Annotated in this window: 15 protein-coding genes; 5 read left to right on the top strand and 10 right to left on the bottom strand. The window is 35.6% G+C overall.

Annotation, left to right across the window (positions count from 1 at the left end; translation table 11 throughout):
* Window positions 1-122 precede the first annotated feature (122 nt).
* The 8 genes from ABIZ51_04375 to ABIZ51_04340 form a co-directional block, all read right to left on the bottom strand.
* Window positions 123-1,232: an efflux RND transporter periplasmic adaptor subunit gene (locus ABIZ51_04375; GenBank protein MEO7088011.1), complete on the bottom strand. Its 1,110-nt coding sequence runs from the start codon at window positions 1,230-1,232 to the stop codon at window positions 123-125.
* 29 nt (window positions 1,233-1,261) lie between these two features.
* Entirely contained in the window at window positions 1,262-4,522 is a 3,261-nt protein-coding gene (locus ABIZ51_04370; protein MEO7088010.1) for an efflux RND transporter permease subunit, read from the bottom strand.
* A 6-nt stretch (window positions 4,523-4,528) separates the two neighbouring features.
* The gene (locus ABIZ51_04365) at window positions 4,529-5,914 is read right to left on the bottom strand and encodes a TolC family protein (protein ID MEO7088009.1); all 1,386 of its coding nucleotides are present in this window, start codon (window positions 5,912-5,914) and stop codon (window positions 4,529-4,531) included.
* A 109-nt stretch (window positions 5,915-6,023) separates the two neighbouring features.
* Window positions 6,024-6,437, bottom strand: coding sequence for a hypothetical protein (locus tag ABIZ51_04360; protein ID MEO7088008.1), 414 nt, complete (start codon window positions 6,435-6,437; stop codon window positions 6,024-6,026).
* Window positions 6,438-6,695: 258 nt separating this feature from the next.
* Window positions 6,696-6,893 (bottom strand): hypothetical protein, encoded by a 198-nt coding sequence (locus ABIZ51_04355; GenBank protein ID MEO7088007.1) that lies wholly within the window; start codon window positions 6,891-6,893, stop codon window positions 6,696-6,698.
* A 305-nt stretch (window positions 6,894-7,198) separates the two neighbouring features.
* Entirely contained in the window at window positions 7,199-7,762 is a 564-nt protein-coding gene (msrB, locus tag ABIZ51_04350) for a peptide-methionine (R)-S-oxide reductase MsrB (GenBank protein ID MEO7088006.1), read from the bottom strand.
* A gap of 65 nt (window positions 7,763-7,827) precedes the next feature.
* Window positions 7,828-8,565, bottom strand: a complete 738-nt coding sequence (locus ABIZ51_04345; GenBank protein ID MEO7088005.1) for a TerC family protein — start codon at window positions 8,563-8,565, stop codon at window positions 7,828-7,830.
* Between the two features lie 67 nt (window positions 8,566-8,632).
* Window positions 8,633-10,744 (bottom strand): WG repeat-containing protein, encoded by a 2,112-nt coding sequence (locus ABIZ51_04340; GenBank protein ID MEO7088004.1) that lies wholly within the window; start codon window positions 10,742-10,744, stop codon window positions 8,633-8,635.
* 86 nt (window positions 10,745-10,830) lie between these two features.
* On the opposite strand from ABIZ51_04340, the gene ABIZ51_04335 reads away from it, so the two are divergent.
* Complete coding sequence (locus ABIZ51_04335; GenBank protein MEO7088003.1) at window positions 10,831-11,028, top strand: hypothetical protein; 198 nt, start codon at window positions 10,831-10,833, stop codon at window positions 11,026-11,028.
* A gap of 20 nt (window positions 11,029-11,048) precedes the next feature.
* Here ABIZ51_04335 and ABIZ51_04330 read toward each other — a convergent pair whose 3' ends face one another.
* Window positions 11,049-11,456 carry a hypothetical protein gene (locus tag ABIZ51_04330; GenBank protein ID MEO7088002.1) on the bottom strand — a complete coding sequence of 136 codons (408 nt, stop codon included), beginning with the start codon at window positions 11,454-11,456 and terminating at the stop codon, window positions 11,049-11,051.
* A gap of 180 nt (window positions 11,457-11,636) precedes the next feature.
* A complete protein-coding gene (locus ABIZ51_04325; GenBank protein ID MEO7088001.1) occupies window positions 11,637-12,359 on the bottom strand; it encodes a hypothetical protein in 723 nt (240 codons plus the stop codon).
* Between the two features lie 159 nt (window positions 12,360-12,518).
* Here ABIZ51_04325 and ABIZ51_04320 point away from each other — a divergent pair, with 159 nt between their 5' ends.
* From ABIZ51_04320 to ABIZ51_04305, 4 genes are all read left to right on the top strand, one after another.
* A complete protein-coding gene (locus ABIZ51_04320) occupies window positions 12,519-13,769 on the top strand; it encodes a DUF1015 domain-containing protein (GenBank protein MEO7088000.1) in 1,251 nt (416 codons plus the stop codon).
* Between the two features lie 5 nt (window positions 13,770-13,774).
* Window positions 13,775-14,449 (top strand): YggS family pyridoxal phosphate-dependent enzyme, encoded by a 675-nt coding sequence (locus tag ABIZ51_04315; protein ID MEO7087999.1) that lies wholly within the window; start codon window positions 13,775-13,777, stop codon window positions 14,447-14,449.
* A gap of 9 nt (window positions 14,450-14,458) precedes the next feature.
* On the top strand, window positions 14,459-15,427 hold the full coding sequence (locus tag ABIZ51_04310) for a DMT family transporter (GenBank protein MEO7087998.1): 969 nt from the start codon (window positions 14,459-14,461) through the stop codon (window positions 15,425-15,427).
* Between the two features lie 157 nt (window positions 15,428-15,584).
* Entirely contained in the window at window positions 15,585-16,907 is a 1,323-nt protein-coding gene (locus ABIZ51_04305; GenBank protein ID MEO7087997.1) for a dihydrolipoamide acetyltransferase family protein, read from the top strand.
* The last annotated feature ends 10 nt before the right edge of the window (window positions 16,908-16,917 follow it).

Here is a 16,917-nt window from a genome sequence, read left to right as displayed (position 1 = left end):
TCGAATACGATTTTAGCAAAATGAAAGGAGGAACCCAAGCCTTGAATTTTTGTTTCTGTTGCTTCAAGGCAAAAGAAAAAGCAAAAAACAATTATGAATGCAGAATCTGCGCGAAGGGAAATTTATTTTATTTCTTGTCCTTCACGCAATTGATCGGAAGCATTTAAAACCAATACATCAGCAGGTTTTACATTTCCCCATATTTCTACTTTATCGCCAGATTCGTTTCCTTTTTTTACATCTACCCATTTTGCCTTTCCATTTTCATCTTCTTGAATAACAAAAACTCTTTCGGTAGAAGTAACCACAGCAGACTTAGGAACAAAAAGACTGGAATCGGCACGTTGAATTTGCAAATTCAATTCGGCATACATGCCAGATTCTAAAATGAAATTAGAATTGTCCACATCAAACTCAATCATTTCTGAACGGATATCTTGTGTGATGGCATCTGCTTTCCGAGCCAATACCGCTATAAATTTCTTCCCCGGAAAGGCATCCACACTAAAAAAAACATTTTGTTTATCAGGAATACTGCTTGCATAAATTTCGGGAACAGCTACCACCAAACGCAATTTGTTTTCTTGCTTTAAGCTAAACATCGGCAACGTATTGTTTTTTCGAGAAACGCCTACTAAAGCTCCAGGCGAAATATTTCGTTCCGTAATAATTCCATCAAAAGGAGCCGTTACGTTTAAATAATTTTGAATATCCGACAAGGATTGATACGCCGATTTGGCTGAAACAACCATCGCGCTATCTGCTATCATTTTCGATTTCATTTGCTCCAAATCATTGACAGATACAGTTCCTTTTATTTGGCTGGTTTCGAACAAGCGTTTGTAATTGGATTTACTGGCGATATAAATAGCTTGTTCTGCATTTAATTTCGATTCGGCTTCTGCCATTTGTGCTGCTAATTCGGGGGCATCTAATACCGCCAGCAAATCGCCTTTCTTCACTACAGAGCCTCTATCCACCAGCACTTGTTTAACGAATCCACTTTCTTTGGCATAAATATCTACTTGGTTAAATGCCTTTAATTCTCCCGGTAAAGTAATTGATTTCGCCATATCTGATAAGGTGGGAGAACAAGTAAGGATTTGCGGAGAAGCTTTTTTATCGGTAGTAGCAGCAGAGTTAGCCGTATTTCCATTGGAGCTATCGCATCCTGTAAAGGCAACGCTTGCCACAATGATTGAGAGTGCCGATAAGATGATTTTGTTTTTCATTTTTTGAAGATTAAGATTCATTTAAAAAATTATTTTTTCGATGACGTTTTTTTATGCTCTTTATAGAAATTACTTTCCGGATCTTCTGGATCCAAGGAAACAGATTGCAAAGTGGTTTTGTTTTGTATTTGAGCAAATACAATCGGTAGAATAAAGATTACCGCCAATGTAGAAGCAATCAAACCACCAATAACGGCTCTTCCAAGCGGCGCACTTTGTTCACCGGCATCGCCCATCCCAGCTGCCATCGGCAACATTCCGACTGTCATGGCAAGGGTCGTCATTAATATCGGACGAATCCTTGCGTTGGCTCCCGCAATAGCTCCTTTTTCCGCATCTCCGCAATCCAATCGCACACTTTCCGAATTGGTAACCAATAAAATCGCATTCGCGACGGACACACCAATCGACATAATAATTCCCATATAGGATTGCAAATTAAGTGTGGAACCTGTAAGCAATAATGCAATTAATGAGCCTGCAATTACAGCAGGAACAGCCGACAAAATGATTAAGGAAAGTTTAAACGATTGATAATTGGCAGCAAGCAACAAGAAAATAACTAACACTGCTAACAATAAACCAGATTGTAAACTGCCTAAAATTTCACTTAACAATTTCGTTAATCCACTTTGTTCTACGGTTAATCCTCGTGGCAATTGACCGGATTCTGCAATAGCTTTATTTACTGCCGCAACTGTTCTTCCCAAATCTTTTTTATAGATATTGGCAGTAATTGTAACCACTCTTTTGCCGTCAATGCGATCAATTTCGCCGGGTATCGTATCGTATTGCAATGTTGCTACATCTCGCAAAAGCGGACGAATTTTACCAGCCATCAAAGGAATATTTTCCATATCCGACATACTGTTCATATCAGGATGAGGTACCTCCACCTCCACTTGATAGCCCATCCCTATTTTTTGATCCATCCAAAAGATTTTATCTGTATATCGACTGGAGGAAGTAGCTGCTACCAAGGATCGTGTTACATCGCTGATGTTTAATCCAAACTGAGCTGCTCTTACTCTATCAATATGTATACTAATGGTTGGGTATTTAAGCGGTTCGGCTATTTGAACATCTCTCAAAAAATTAATTTTTCGAAGATGCGACATCACAGTATCTGCATATACTTCGCCTTGGTTTAAATTTTTTCCAGATACAATAATTTCTACGGGCGTTGGCGAGCCTTCGCTCATTACTTTATCCACCAATTCGATGGGCTCAAAGGAAACCTTCATTTCAGGCATTTTTGCGTGTATTTCTTGCCGAAGTTTTTCTTTTAAATCATCCATGTCTTTGTACTGCGGATATTCTTTCAAATAATCTCTGTTCAAATTCACTTGCATCATGGCTTCTTGCGGACCACTGCTGAACATAAAAATATTATTTACGGCATACGTGGCTGGCTGTGAACCCACAAAACCGGACGTTATAGAAACATTTTTTTCGCCTACGGTTTGTTTGATGATGTCGATGACTTGCAAATATTTTTCTTCTGTGCGTTCAAAACGTGTGCCGTCTGGCTCTCTCAAGCGTAGTTGAAATTGACCTGAATTTACTTTCGGTAAAATATCTCTTCCTATTACCGAAGCTAAAACGACCACTAACCCGATAACGCCCAACATGTAAATAGTAATCACTCTCTTTTTACTTTTCAATAGTTGATGAAGAACGTTGATAATTCTTTTCTTGAATTTATCAAAGCGAGAAAGCTTTTTTTCGGATGCGTGTTCAATTCTGTATTCATCCGCAGCAGTATCTTTTATTTCGCGCTTATCCATCGCCAAAGTAGTATGCTCATGGTGCTTAAATTTATCAGTTTTCAAAATCCAATTCGCCATTATCGGAACGAATGTTTGAGAAAGTAAATACGACACAATCATTGCAAATCCAACAGATAAGGATAAAGGCGTAAACAGCGATTTTGGAACTCCTGTCATAATAAAAGAAGGAGCAAAAACAGCCAATACGCACAATAAAATCAATAACAGAGGAAAGGACATTTCGCGGCTGGCTTCCAAAATAGCTTTTGCCTTTGGTTTCCCCATCTCCAAATGCTGATGAATGTTTTCTATCGCCACTGTTGCCTGATCTACTAAAACGCCGATGGCTAATGCCAATCCGCTCAAAGTCATAATATTGATGGTTTGATGACACAACATCAGCATTAAAATAGCCACCATAATGGAAACTGGAATCGTCAAAATGACAATTAGCGCACTACGAGCATCTCCTAAAAACAATAACACCATTAATCCCGTTAGAATAGCGCCAGTGATTCCCTCTGTCATCAAACTTTTTACCGAATTAATCACATAAACAGATTGGTCAAATTCGTAGGATATTTTTACATCACTGGGAAGCTGAGCTTGCATTTGCGGCATCGTCTTTTTTACACGTTGCACTACATCCCAAGTAGAAGCTTCTGCCCGTTTTAGCACAGGAATAAAAACTGCTCTTCTTCCGTTTACAAGTGCATAACCAGTTGTTACATCTCCCGCATCTTCAACAGAAGCAATGTCTTTTAGAAAAACTGTTGGTCCTGTTCCCATTTTTATTGGTAAATCCAATAATTCGGATGGCTCTTTTACCAAGGTATTGGCAGGAGTCATAAAAGTTGTATTGCCGATATTTACATCGCCGGCAGCGGCTATTTGATTGCTCATCGCGATGGCTTTCACAACTTCATCCGGAGTTAAATTATAACTCCTCAACAATTCAGGATTTATAGTAACCACAATCGTTCTGGAACTTCCTCCAATGGGTGGAGGCGACGATACGCCCGGAATTGCGGAGAACATCGGGCGCACAATCCGTCCAGCAAATTCTTGCAATTCGTTTAAGGTGCGATGTGGCGCATTAAACACCAATTCGCCTACAGGCAATGAACTGGCATCGAAGCGCATCACAATAGGCGGAACAGTTCCGGGTGGCATAAATGCTTTGGAGCGTGTAACTTGATTCGCCACTTCTCCAGCAGCCTGCGCCATATCTGTACCTTCGTAAAAAGATAATTTTACCAAAGCAGCACCTTGTATGTTTTTTACTTCAATGCTTTTGATACCGGATACATACAAAAAATGGTCTTCGTATCGCGTGGAAATCAATGCTTCCATTTGTTGTGGCGACATTCCCCCGTAAGGTTGCGAAACATAAATAGTCGGTAAATCAATCGCCGGAAAGATATCTATCGCAATTTTTTGAGCTGCTAAAAAAGAAAAGAATACCAATCCTGCAATAATTACAATCACCGCAATGGGTTTTCGGAGCGCAAATTTTATCATCTCTTTTTATTTAATGTTATTGAATAGAATGGTTAAATCACCTTTGGTAGCAGCAATGTACAACAAGGCATCCCATACCTTTTCGTTGGCAATGGCTTGATCGGATTCTGCCCGATTCAGATTATACAAGGTTTGGGCAACATCCGCAATAGAAGTTAATCCGGAATTGTACATCGCTAATTTTTGACGGTACGCATCGGATGCTGCAGAAAACTGAATAGGTGCTTCCTTTGCCTCTTCCAGAGCAGATTGTATGGTATTGTACGATAATAATAGTTGATTTTTAAGTTCTACATTTTGTGCGCTTAACTCAGACTGCAAAGCTTTCGTGCGAAATTTTTGTGCTTCGGTTTCTGATTTTATTCGCGGATAATCTAAAATATTAAACGTGCACGAAATCCCCAAGGCATAGTTGTAGCGCGATAATTTTGTGCCATCACTAAACGCATTGTTGTAAATGCCGTTGTAGCCGATTCCAGAACCCCTCCCATCTGTTATTCCTAAAAGAGAAATGTTCGGAAAATAGCTTTTGGCAATGTATTTCGATTGTGCTTCGCTTATTTTTACTTCTGAATTATACAATTGAATCAAGGGATTATTTCCCAGATTCGTAGTAATAGTATCCGCAGAAACAATTGGAATATGCTGTGTAAAAACGCTGTCTAATTTAAAATTAACATTGGCGATGCCCATCAAATTTGCCAATGTATTTTTTTGCGTTTCTGATATTTGTTCATCGTTTAAAAAATTAATTTTCGCTTTGGATATTTCGGAGTTAGCAAACGAAGTATCTACACCTGGTTTTAATCCATTGGTGGCATACGAAGCAATAATATGTTTGATTTCCTCTGCCCGAAAAATATTTTTTTGATCTGTTTCTACGATTTTTTGAAGAGCCAATAATTTGAAATAAGCTCCGGCAACATTTACTTGATCGGTAAACAATTCGTTCGCATCGTCTGCATTTGCATATATTAATTCTGCTTTCGATTCATTTATTTTTGCGCGGTATTTTCCAAAACGTATGGGTGTCCATTCAAAATAACCCAGAGCAATCGAACCAAAAGCAGCTTCTGTATTTTCTTTCGCACTAATTCCAGCTGAAGTAGAAGGCACAATGCCCATCGGAAAATAAGTTCCTGGCAAGGAATTATCCGTCGCATAACTAAGTTGTCCGCTAACGCCCAAAGCCGGCAAATAGCCTCTGCGTGTCGCTTTTAACTCTTCATCGGCTGCCTTTACTTCATACTCCTTTGCCTGTAATAAAGGATAGTTTTTTATAGCTAATTGGAGCGCTTGTTTGAGCGTAATAATGCTATCTGTTTGCGAAAATGCAACACTGCACAACAAACCCAAAAATGGAATGAGAAAATATTTTTTCTGACGAATCATAAAAAAACAACGTATTAAAATAAAAAATTTAAAATGGAATTTTTACTTAAATATCTTTACTTGTAAGATATTTGGAATGTGCCGAGAAGCAACTATTTGGAAGAAAAAATCAGATTAAAAAGGTACGAAAAAGTACGTTTCGTTTTTGTGTGTTTTTGGGAAAATGCGTCGTATCAACAAAAACGAAACAAGTATTAGAGGAAATTTTGATGCTCAAAAAAATATTTTTTTGAAGCAGATTAATCGTGTTTAAATGATACGCCTTGCAAATATTATTGTAATTTTCTTGCTGCGCATCGTTGGTCGCGTAAATGTGTACATAACCGCAATCTCCAATACTTTCGTGGATATTGGATTGAATACAAGAAAAACTTTCTTTTCGAAAAGAGTTATGCGCGTTTGTTTGAATGGAGGTAAAAAGCGCTGCTGCACAGATAATCACAGAAACGAAAAAATATTTTTTGAAAACGAAACTCAATTTATCCATCACACTTGAAATAGAATCGGCGACAAAACTAATCAATAAAATGATCCCTTCATTGCCTTAACATTATTTAACGTTGAAAAATTATTTTTTTGAATTCTAAATTATTTCCTTCGTGCAGCTTTTGCATTAAATGCAAAATGACGCGCTCTTTTCAATTTCAATTCTCCATTGTCAATTATTTTATCACTTCTAAAAAGCCTTTCATTTTATCATCGTGTATAATCGACCAGCGTTTTAAATTTATAGTTTAGGCGCATGCCTACAACCAACATTTTATTAGCGACCAACATTACACTAATAGTTTAGAATTCCCAAAATTGTGTAACCAACTAAAATAATAATTGTAATTCCCCAAAAGAGATATTTAAAAACAATTTTATTATTTGCATTGAAACCGAATTTCGTAATTAAATAATAAAGCATTTTTGAAAAAACATAGCACAGAAAAATTACAATTCCGTAGCCAATTAAAATCATTAAATATTCCACCATAATTCAATTCATTAATTACCTATTCCACGTTAAGCGTAGCGTCTCGCTATGCTTTTATTAATCGGTATCTTACCGATTGGTTTCAATAAAATAATGATTTATTTCTTTATTGGAATTTCGGAACTCTTCTTTATTTTGTCTTACAAACAAAAGAAACAGAACATAAAAAAATATTTTTTCGAGTACTTCAAATTGGTCGTTTTATTTTCCATCAAAAAATATTTTTCGAACTATAAATTAAGACATTTTTATCGGGGGCTAAAAATGACAGAACGAATGTAATGCAAAATAGATGCTTCGGAAAATTATTTTTTATCAGGTACAAAATCCAAGACGATGGAATTCATGCAAAAGCGTTTTCCGGTAGGTGGCGGACCGTCATCAAATTCATGTCCGAGATGTCCGCCACATCTGCCACACAGAACTTCTGTTCTATCCATTCCGAAGGAATGATCTGATTTGTAAATAACACTGTTTTTACGAACCGTTTCAAAAAAACTGGGCCAACCACAAGAGCTGGCGAACTTAGCATCCGAACGGAAAAGTTCATTTCCGCAAGCCGCGCAATAATATGTTCCAATGCCAGTATAATTCCAATATTTTCCTGTAAAAGCACGCTCTGTCTGTTTATCACGAGCCACTTCGTAAATACTATCTGGTAACACTTTTGCCCAAACTGAATCTGGCAAATCCAATTTAGTAGTATCTGTGCGCGAATAATAGGGATTATTCGGATGTTCTGAATCGCTCATGGGAAAATTATTTTTTGAATTATTATTTTTTGATGCATCCGGCTTGTTATAGCAACTGATAATGGAGACAGCCACTAAACCGCTGAAAAAAAATGTTTTTTTGATATTGAATTTCATGTTGAAAAATTAATTTTTTGAAGGTGATTTTACAAGCATATACGAAAACTTGGAATAAACAGTTTTCAATGCTTTCTCCTTTTCTTTACTTGAATGTTCAATGTTTCTACAAAAAGCGAAAATCCCATTGCCAAATAAATATATCCTTTTGGTATTTCGTGGTGAAAAGCGGATGAAATCAACAACACGCCAATCATCAATAAAAAAGCCAAGGCTAACATTTTTATGGTCGGATTTTTATTTATAAAATCACTCACTGTGCCTGAAAATTCAATCATAATAAGCATTCCGACAATCACCGCCAAAATCATAATCAGTAAATTAGTTACCAAACCAACGGCAGTTAATATCGAATCGAAGGAAAACACAATGTCTATCAACACAATTTGCAAAACGGCTGCACGTAACACATTTTGTGTTACAGAAGGTTCTGGAGCCTCTTCCTCTCCTCCACTTTTAATTTTATCAAGGATTTCTAAACTCGTTTTTATCAATAAAAAAATTCCGCCACCAAATAAAATCAAATCTCTAGCGGTTACGTCAAAATCAGAAATACTAAATAAAGTAGATTTCATTTGTGCCAAGGTTGTAATCGCGAAAAGCATGATAATACGCATCAAAAGAGCGAGTAATAATCCTGTAGTACGTGTTTTTTTTTGTTTGTTTTTTGGTAATTTTCCAGCAACAATGGAAATGAAAATAATATTGTCAATGCCCAAAACAATCTCTAAAACTGACAGTAGTAAGAGGCTTCCAAGCGCCGACCAAGAAAACAAATCATGAAAATTTTGAACTAAGTACATCCTTTTATTTTTGAATGAGCAAAGTTAAAATTACGAAACAATAGCAAACGATTGTATTTTTCATTTTTCAAAAACCAATTTCTTTCCACACGTAACGTTTTGTTTTTAAATTAAAGTACGCCATTTTTTTAATTTTTTCTACTTCTAAAATCCCGTCCACATTATCGCCGACTTTGTCCAATTCACAAGGAATAATAAAATTATTTTGCTTGTCTATAAACCCAATTTTTCCGTTTTGTTTTACTTGTGCGATTCCTTTCACAAAATCTCCCGCATCATCGTAATTAAAAGGAATTACTATTTTTCCATTCATATCAATAAATCCAACTAAATTCTTTTTCGATACGCGCGCTAAACTGTCTGAAAAATCATACGCATTGTCGTATTGGAGAGGAATTTTTAATTTCATTTTCTGATTCAAATAACCCCATTTGTCATGCTTCTGAACGGCTATTAAACCTTGAGAACAATAAGAAATATCTTCAAAATCACGCGACAAAATTATTTTTCCAGTGCTGTCAATCAAGCCTTTTTTTTGATTACTGATAATTTTGGCAAATCCATTTTTAAAGCCTTCCGTCAAAAGTGCATCCGATGTAAAATCGTATTCTATCGGAATAATTATTTCTCCTTTTTTATTGATAAATCCATATTTTCCATCCTTCACCACCATCGCTTTGCCTTCTGAAAAATCACCTATTTTATCATAGATACAAGCAACTATCGTATCGCCTTTTGTATTGATTATTCCATATTTTCCAGCCAATTCCACTTTTGCTATTTCTTGCGAAAATTTTTCTACCCAATCGTATTTAAAAGGAATAATTTGTTTTCCTTCCAGATTGATAAAACCATATTTATTTTGTGTTTCCACGAAAGCCAAGTGATTCGAAAAATCGCCGGCATTTTGGTACCGGCACGGAATAATTTCTCTTCCTTTCTCATTCACGAAACCGTATTTTTCATTTTTCATCACTACCGCTAAACCTTCTGAAAAATCAGATACTTCATCATACACAATCGGAATAATTTCTTTTTTAGTTTTATAAATCATTCCGTATTTATTGCCTAATTTAACAACAGAATATCCTTTTTTAAAAGCTTCTACATCATCGTATTTAAAAGGAATTTCAAGTTTTCCCGATTTACTAATAAACCCTGCTTTTTCATTCATTCCCACCTCTGCATATCCTTCCGAAAAATTCGCATTCCATTCATAAATACAAGGAATCATCGTTTTTCCAGAACTATCGGCGTAGCCCCATTTCCCGTTTTCGCGGATAGGATAAAAATGCGTGAGCGATAAAGCCAAATCTTGATAAATTTTTTCTCTGTAAGGATAATCGGGATAATCCAAGCGAAAATCAACGATAGAACGCGGATTAAAATCGCTCGTAAAAATGGTGTAAATATTGTGCCAAGCGGTTTCTACGTTGTGATTATTCGGATATTTTTTGACGAACTGATGGTATTCTTCAATCGTAGCATTGGGTACAGCTAAAGCGAAAATAGCATTTTCAGCATCCTCTCGGTACGGACTTTTCGGATATTTTAAAATGAATGATTCGTAACTTTTAATATCGGAAGGCTTTGTAAGCGTTTTGTAAAGTGAACTTTCGTATTTCGATTCGGCGTCTTTGTACTCTTCCGCATCAGGATAATTTTTCATAAAATCAGAATACGCTTGGTAGGTATCTAAAATTTGAGCAATGTTAAAAGCCAAGCGATTCCTCAATTTAACAGCATTTTCGTATTCGGCTGCATTGGTAAAATTTGTCAAAAAATGCGTGTATGCCTCCATCGAATTTTTATTTTTACAAATCAAAAAAGCACGCGCGTTAATACTGTCTGTTAAAGCTGAAATGGCGGAATCATTGATCTGCAATAAAGCAAAATTGATTTTCTTTTTTGGAGGAAGTATAGCATATTTTTTCGCAGAAATAGAAATGTATTTATGCGCGCTATCCACGTTACTGAAAGGATTATCGGTACGATAATAAATAATACTCAAACCATAAGAAGCTCCAGCAGAATCACGTTTTAAGGCTTTCTGAAAATAATTTTTCGCTTTAAAATAATCGTAAATATGCAAAGCCTGAAATCCCTTTTGCAATTTCCCGGCAAAAGCCGCTTGAGTAATCACAAGAAAAAAGAGTCCAAGAAAAATAATTTTTCTCATAAAATAAATCTGTAAACGTTGCGAAGTTAATAGAATGCGAAACAGGTACACGAAATTTTAACATATATTTGCAGAAAATACAATGTATGTTTAGTAAAGGAGAACATATTTTCGCGATAGTTTTTTTTATCGCTTTCGTCATCGGAATAAGTTTTGCTTACCGCAAAGACAAAGGAAATGACAAAGATTATTTTAAAGGAATCTACAAAATAATTTTAGCCATCATTGTCGTTTTTTCGCTACTTTTTTTGTTTGTTACGTTAAAACGCCTCAATTATTTCTAAGAAATTGCTGTGTCAAAAAATTATTTTTTTGAACGACTTTTACCGGATAAATTGCGCTTCGTTACCTTATGTTCATTCTTCAACATTTTCAGTAATCTGCAGAGAAGTTTATTATTTTGCTGAATCAGGTTTTTATCCTCTTCTTTTACTTCCTTTTCTAAAATATCTTTTTTGTAATACTGAAAAAAATCATGATTTAATGTTTCAGATATTTTTTGTAATAAATCTGAATCCATTGATTTCCGTCTGAAAATATTATACACGTTTTCACGCGTTGTATGAATTCTCTTTCCAAACTCTGTTACCGAAAATCCAGATTTTTCGAATTGTTCTTCCACAATTTTACCAATGTTAACGGTGTGCTCTTTCAAACAATCCGTTGGGCAATTACCTTGCTCTTCGTTTATTTTTACTTTTTCAACATTCATTATTTTACAATCATTAAATTCCGCACAATATCTTAACAAGCCTCCAAATAATTGGTATTACTAATATTAATTTTTTCTCACGGAAGCGTATAAAAAAAACTCCACATATTTAGGCACTCTTTATTGATGAGTCCTAATTTTTGAGAAATCGGCTAACGCGAACGAACGACAATTTTTTTATTAACGACTAAATCGTTCCAATAATTCTTCTAAAATAAGGTTGTTTTTTTGGAGTAATTGAATGTCAACTTTATTTATTTTAGCAGACTTAGCTATTTGATAATAGTCGAAAAAATTATGATTTAATACTTTTGATATTTTCTGTAATAAGTCACAATCCATTGATTTCCGTCTGAAAATATTATACACATTTTCGCGCGTCGTATGAATTTTTTTCGCAAATTCAGTAACCGTCAATTCTGATTTCTGAAATTGTTCTTGAATTATTTTTCCGATGTCTACAAAATTATTTTTTTGCAAACAATTTTGCGATTCCGATTCGACGAGCCCCCTACTCGCCTCTTCTACCAAACATTCATTCAGCCAAGTAACTGCACTTTCTGAATCTAAAAAAATTTGCACTGGCGCAAACGAAGCAAATTTTTTTGCAATAAATTTCCATATAATTCGGCTGGCAAGATTGCTGGCAATAATGGCAAACGCAACAATATTTTCATATCTCTCAAGTGTAGCAACGTATTCCCAAGCATTTTTTGTGATAGTATAATTCATATCTGCATCCATTAAAACAACGTGTTTTTTATGCGCTGTCATTTCAATAAGTGTTTCAATATTTTTCTTAATATCCTTTACGTCTATTTCTACTTCATCACGCAAAGCGCATTTAATTATTTGTTTGTTCAAAAAAGAGAAATGTGCCGTCTCTGTACTGATAATACTCATAAATTTACCAATTAATTATGTTTTTTTTCGACCAAGATAAGTATATTTTTATTTTTAGGATTTTATTTTTTGTTAAAAAGCATACTTTATATTCCTTCTAAATAGCTGAATATTTTTCTTAGTTTTGCAACATAAAATTCTGAAAAATAATATTCCAAAATGGCGATTGTAATTCCCTTTAAAGGCATACGTCCGGCGAAAGACAAAGTCCATTTGGTCGCATCTCGTTCGGTAGACGGCTATACGCCTGCAGAATTGAAAGATAAACTTTTCGGAAATCCGTATTCATTTTTGCACATTATCAATCCTGATTTTTACGACGGACAAAAAACGCGCCCCGGTTCTCCAGAACGTTTGCAAAAAGTAAAAAATAAATTCCTTGATTTTGTTCAAGAAAAAGTTTTTGTAAAAGACGAAACTCCGTGTTATTATATTTATCGACAAATAAAAAACAATCAAGAATATACCGGAATCATTGGCTGTTCAGCAATCGAAGATTATTTTAATGGAGTGATAAAAAAGCACGAACAAACACTTACTAATCGTGAAGAAAAATTAAAAAATTATTTAGAAGTATGTGATTTTAATGCCGAACCTGTTTTATTTAGCTATCCCAACGACAAACAAATTGATGCGCTAACGGCAAAAATAACAAGCGTTTCCGCGATGTACGATTTTACCACTACCGACAAAGTTCGCCACCAATTGTGGGTTGTCAATAAGACAGAAAATATTCAACTTATTTTGGAACACTTTTCAAAAATGCCCGCCATTTATATTGCCGACGGACATCATCGTTCAGCTTCTTCTGCATTGCTTGGTAAATCAAGGAAAGAGAAAAATAAAAATCACACTGGAAAGGAACCTTATAATTTTTATTTGGGAATTTTTTTTCCAGAAACACAATTAAAAATATACGATTTCAATCGTGTAGTAAAAGATTTAAATGGGCTTCCAAAAAATATTTTTTTGGAACACTTAAATGAATTTTTCATCGTTGAAAAAAAGGGTGAAAAAATTTACAAAGCTTCTGAATTGCACAATTTCAGTATGTATATAGAAAATGAATGGTATTCGCTTACGCTGAAAAAATATTTTTTTGACGACCAAAATCCAGTGGAAAGTTTAGACGCATTTATACTTACCAAACACATCCTCGCTCCTATTTTAAACATTCAAGATTTACGCACAGACAAACGCATCGCCTTTGTTTCTGGCATAAAAGGAATGGAAGAATTAAAAAAACAAGTGGATGCGGACAAAGCGAAAGTCGCATTTGGCTTGTACCCTGTTAGTATGACGCAACTCAAAAATATTGCGGATACCAATAATATTATGCCACCAAAATCAACTTGGGTAGAACCGAAAATGCGCAGTGGCTTGGTGGTTTACAGTTTGAGTGAAAAATAATTTCCATGTCCGTTTCCGAAAATATTCAACAATTAAAAAAGGAATTGCCTTTGCACGTTACGTTAATCGCGGTAAGCAAAACGTATCCTGTTGAAAAAATAAAAGAAGCATATTCTGCTGGACAGAAAATTTTCGGTGAAAATAAAGTGCAAGAATTGTGCGAAAAACAAACGCAACTTCCTTCGGATATTGAATGGCATTTAATCGGACATTTACAAAGTAATAAAGTAAAATACATCGCACCATTTGTGAGTTTGATACAGGCAGTGGACAGTTTAACATTGCTTCAAGAAATCGATAAACAAGCGCAAAAAAACAAACGGATTATCAATTGTTTATTACAAATTTACATCGCAAAAGAAGACACGAAATTTGGGTTGGATTTTGCAGAAGCTGAAAAAATATTTTTTTCGGACGAGTTAAAATCATTACAAAATATTCAAATAATCGGATTGATGGGAATGGCGACGAACACAAACAACAAAGCACAAATTGCAAAAGAATTTCAATCGTTAAAATTATTTTTTGACGCACATAAAAACAAGAATTATCCGAATTGTAATTTACACACATTGAGTATGGGAATGAGTTCGGATTATCTTATCGCCATTGAAGAAGGCAGCACAATGATACGTGTTGGAAGTGCTATTTTCGGAAATAGAAATGCTCTCAAAAAATAATTTTTCAACTTGAAAATTAGCTCTGAAAATTTAGGAATTTTACTTGCTTTTGCAACCACCATTGTGTGGAGCATTGGTATTTTTCCCTTTACGGAAGCAGCTCGCAGATGGGGCGGGAAAGTATTAAATCATTTTCATTTATTGCTGGCAACCGTTTTATTGACAATTACGTGCTTGATTTTTAACTCGTTTCATTTTCTTTCTCTTTTTACAGATGCCGCGCCACAACAATGGTATTTATTCGGAATTTCTGGAATTATTGGTTTGGCTTTGGGCGATTATTTTAGTTTTTTATCTTTCGCGATTCTCGGAACACGCATTGCCAGCCTTTTCGGGACATTATCGCCAGGTGCAGCTTTATTTTTTGGTTATTTAATTATTGGAGAAAAGCTCAATTATATTGGTATTATCGGCATGGTGATTACAGTTGCAGGTATTATGTGGCTTACCGCAACCAAAGCAGAAAAAGCAAAAATTCCGAATCTCGGTCATGGTAAAGTGGAAAAAGGAATTTTTTGGGGCGTAATTGCCGCCATTTGTCAAGGTGTTGGATTGGTTCTTTCAAAAAAAGGATTTAATTATAACGGTATAAATGGAGTCATGCTTTCGCCTGTTCAAGTAACCTGGATGCGTGTATTAGTAGCTACTGTAGCCACTTATCTGGTCAGTCTTTTTCGTGGAGATATTAAAGAAGTGATGCGCCCCGTTATCACCAATAAAAACAAGGCATTGAAATTTGTTATTGTCGGCACTATCTTCGGATCCCTTTTAGGTATCAGCCTTTCCATGTATTCTGTTTCGCTTATAAAAGCATCTGTGGCGCAAACAATTTTTTCCTTAGTTCCCGTTGCAGTATTGCCTTTAGGCTATTTATTTTACAGAGAAAAAGTAACTGTAAAATCTTCATTGGGAGCCTTTATCGCTATTATAGGCGTTCTTATATTGATTTGGCGTGATAGCATCGCGTTGTTTTTATAACCACTTCATCGCTTGTTAAATTTGTTTCAAACAAAAAAACAATAGAAAAAGAATACTTAAAATCTATATTTCAGAAGTCTTGCTTTTCATAAATAATCCCTTATTTTTGTGGATTATTTTCAATTCAAAAAATTAATTTTTCAGACAGCAAAATACAATGACACAGGTAGAAATGATTATGCCTAAAATGGGCGAGAGCGTTGCAGAAGCGACTATTATCAAGTGGTTAAAGAAAGAAGGCGATAAAATTGCGATGGACGAAACAGTGTTGGAAATTGCAACAGATAAAGTAGATTCCGAGATTCCTTCGCCTGCTGAAGGCACTTTAGTTAAAATTCTTTTTAAAGAAGGCGATGTGGTGCAGGTAGGAAAAGCAATTGCCATTATTGCCAGCGGACAAGAAGCTGCTGCAACTGCTGCGCCAAAGGTTTCAGCGCCGGTTAGTGTTTCTACTAATGGTTCATCCAATGGTTCTGCAAACGCACATAAGCAAGTCATGACAAGTGTTTCCGTTGCAACGGAAAATTTTTCTTCATCAGAACGTTTTTATTCTCCATTGGTAAAAAATATCGCGAAACAAGAAGGAATTCCATTGGCGGAATTAGAACGTATTGCTGGCACCGGAAAAGAAGGTCGCGTAACCAAAACTGATATTTTAGAATACATTCCAAATCGGAATACACAACACATTTCAACACATCAAAAAACAGAAATTTCAACTCCTATTTCCAGCAACGGAAGCGCAGCAAAACCAGCTATTTCGGTTTCTGAGAATGATGAAATTATGGAGATGGACCGAATGCGTAAATTGATTGCGGATCACATGGTGATGTCGAAACACACTTCGCCACACGTTACTTCTTTCGTGGAAGTGGATGTAACGAGTATTGTGCGATGGCGCGATCGCGTAAAGAATAGTTTTGAAAAACGCGAAAAAGAAAAAATTACTTTCACGCCTATTTTTATTGAAGCGATTGCTCGTGCTATCAAAGATTTTCCGATGATTAATGTATCCGTGGACGGATCCAAAATTATTATCCATAAAAATATTAATATTGGTATGGCTGCAGCTTTGCCTTCTGGAAATTTAATTGTTCCAGTGATTAAAAATGCGGATCAAAAAAATCTGTTAGGTCTCACTAAATCTGTCAATGATTTGGCGACCAGAGCGCGCAACAGCAAATTGGTTCCGGACGAAATTCAAGGAGGAACGTTTACGCTTACCAATGTGGGATCTTTCGGAAATATTATGGGAACACCGATTATCAACCAACCACAAGTTGCCATTATGGCGGTAGGAGCCATCAAGAAAAAACCAGCTGTTATCGAAACTCCGCAAGGCGATACCATCGGAATTCGTCATTTGATGTTCCTTTCTATGTCTTACGATCACCGAGTAGTAGACGGTTCTTTGGGTGGAAGTTTTATCCGCCGAGTAGCTGATTATTTAGAGCAATTTGATTCCAAACGAGAAATTTAATCTGACAAAA

This window comes from Bacteroidia bacterium, assembly GCA_039924845.1.
GTDB lineage: Bacteria > Bacteroidota > Bacteroidia > DATLTG01 > DATLTG01 > DATLTG01.
This window is presented reverse-complemented; position numbering and strand designations above follow the sequence as displayed.

What these genes read in the sequence shown, in the direction of transcription:
- ABIZ51_04375 (MEO7088011.1), bottom strand. Translation starts at nt 1,232, where the DNA reads ATGAAAAACAAAATCATCTTATCGGCACTCTCAATCATTGTGGCAAGC.
- ABIZ51_04305 (MEO7087997.1), top strand. Translation starts at nt 15,585, where the DNA reads ATGACACAGGTAGAAATGATTATGCCTAAAATGGGCGAGAGCGTTGCA.
- ABIZ51_04340 (MEO7088004.1), bottom strand. Translation starts at nt 10,744, where the DNA reads ATGAGAAAAATTATTTTTCTTGGACTCTTTTTTCTTGTGATTACTCAA.
- ABIZ51_04335 (MEO7088003.1), top strand. Translation starts at nt 10,831, where the DNA reads ATGTTTAGTAAAGGAGAACATATTTTCGCGATAGTTTTTTTTATCGCT.
- msrB (MEO7088006.1), bottom strand. Translation starts at nt 7,762, where the DNA reads ATGAAATTCAATATCAAAAAAACATTTTTTTTCAGCGGTTTAGTGGCT.
- ABIZ51_04370 (MEO7088010.1), bottom strand. Translation starts at nt 4,522, where the DNA reads ATGATAAAATTTGCGCTCCGAAAACCCATTGCGGTGATTGTAATTATT.
- ABIZ51_04345 (MEO7088005.1), bottom strand. Translation starts at nt 8,565, where the DNA reads ATGTACTTAGTTCAAAATTTTCATGATTTGTTTTCTTGGTCGGCGCTT.
- ABIZ51_04330 (MEO7088002.1), bottom strand. Translation starts at nt 11,456, where the DNA reads ATGAATGTTGAAAAAGTAAAAATAAACGAAGAGCAAGGTAATTGCCCA.
- ABIZ51_04315 (MEO7087999.1), top strand. Translation starts at nt 13,775, where the DNA reads ATGTCCGTTTCCGAAAATATTCAACAATTAAAAAAGGAATTGCCTTTG.
- ABIZ51_04325 (MEO7088001.1), bottom strand. Translation starts at nt 12,359, where the DNA reads ATGAGTATTATCAGTACAGAGACGGCACATTTCTCTTTTTTGAACAAA.
- ABIZ51_04355 (MEO7088007.1), bottom strand. Translation starts at nt 6,893, where the DNA reads ATGGTGGAATATTTAATGATTTTAATTGGCTACGGAATTGTAATTTTT.
- ABIZ51_04365 (MEO7088009.1), bottom strand. Translation starts at nt 5,914, where the DNA reads ATGATTCGTCAGAAAAAATATTTTCTCATTCCATTTTTGGGTTTGTTG.
- ABIZ51_04320 (MEO7088000.1), top strand. Translation starts at nt 12,519, where the DNA reads ATGGCGATTGTAATTCCCTTTAAAGGCATACGTCCGGCGAAAGACAAA.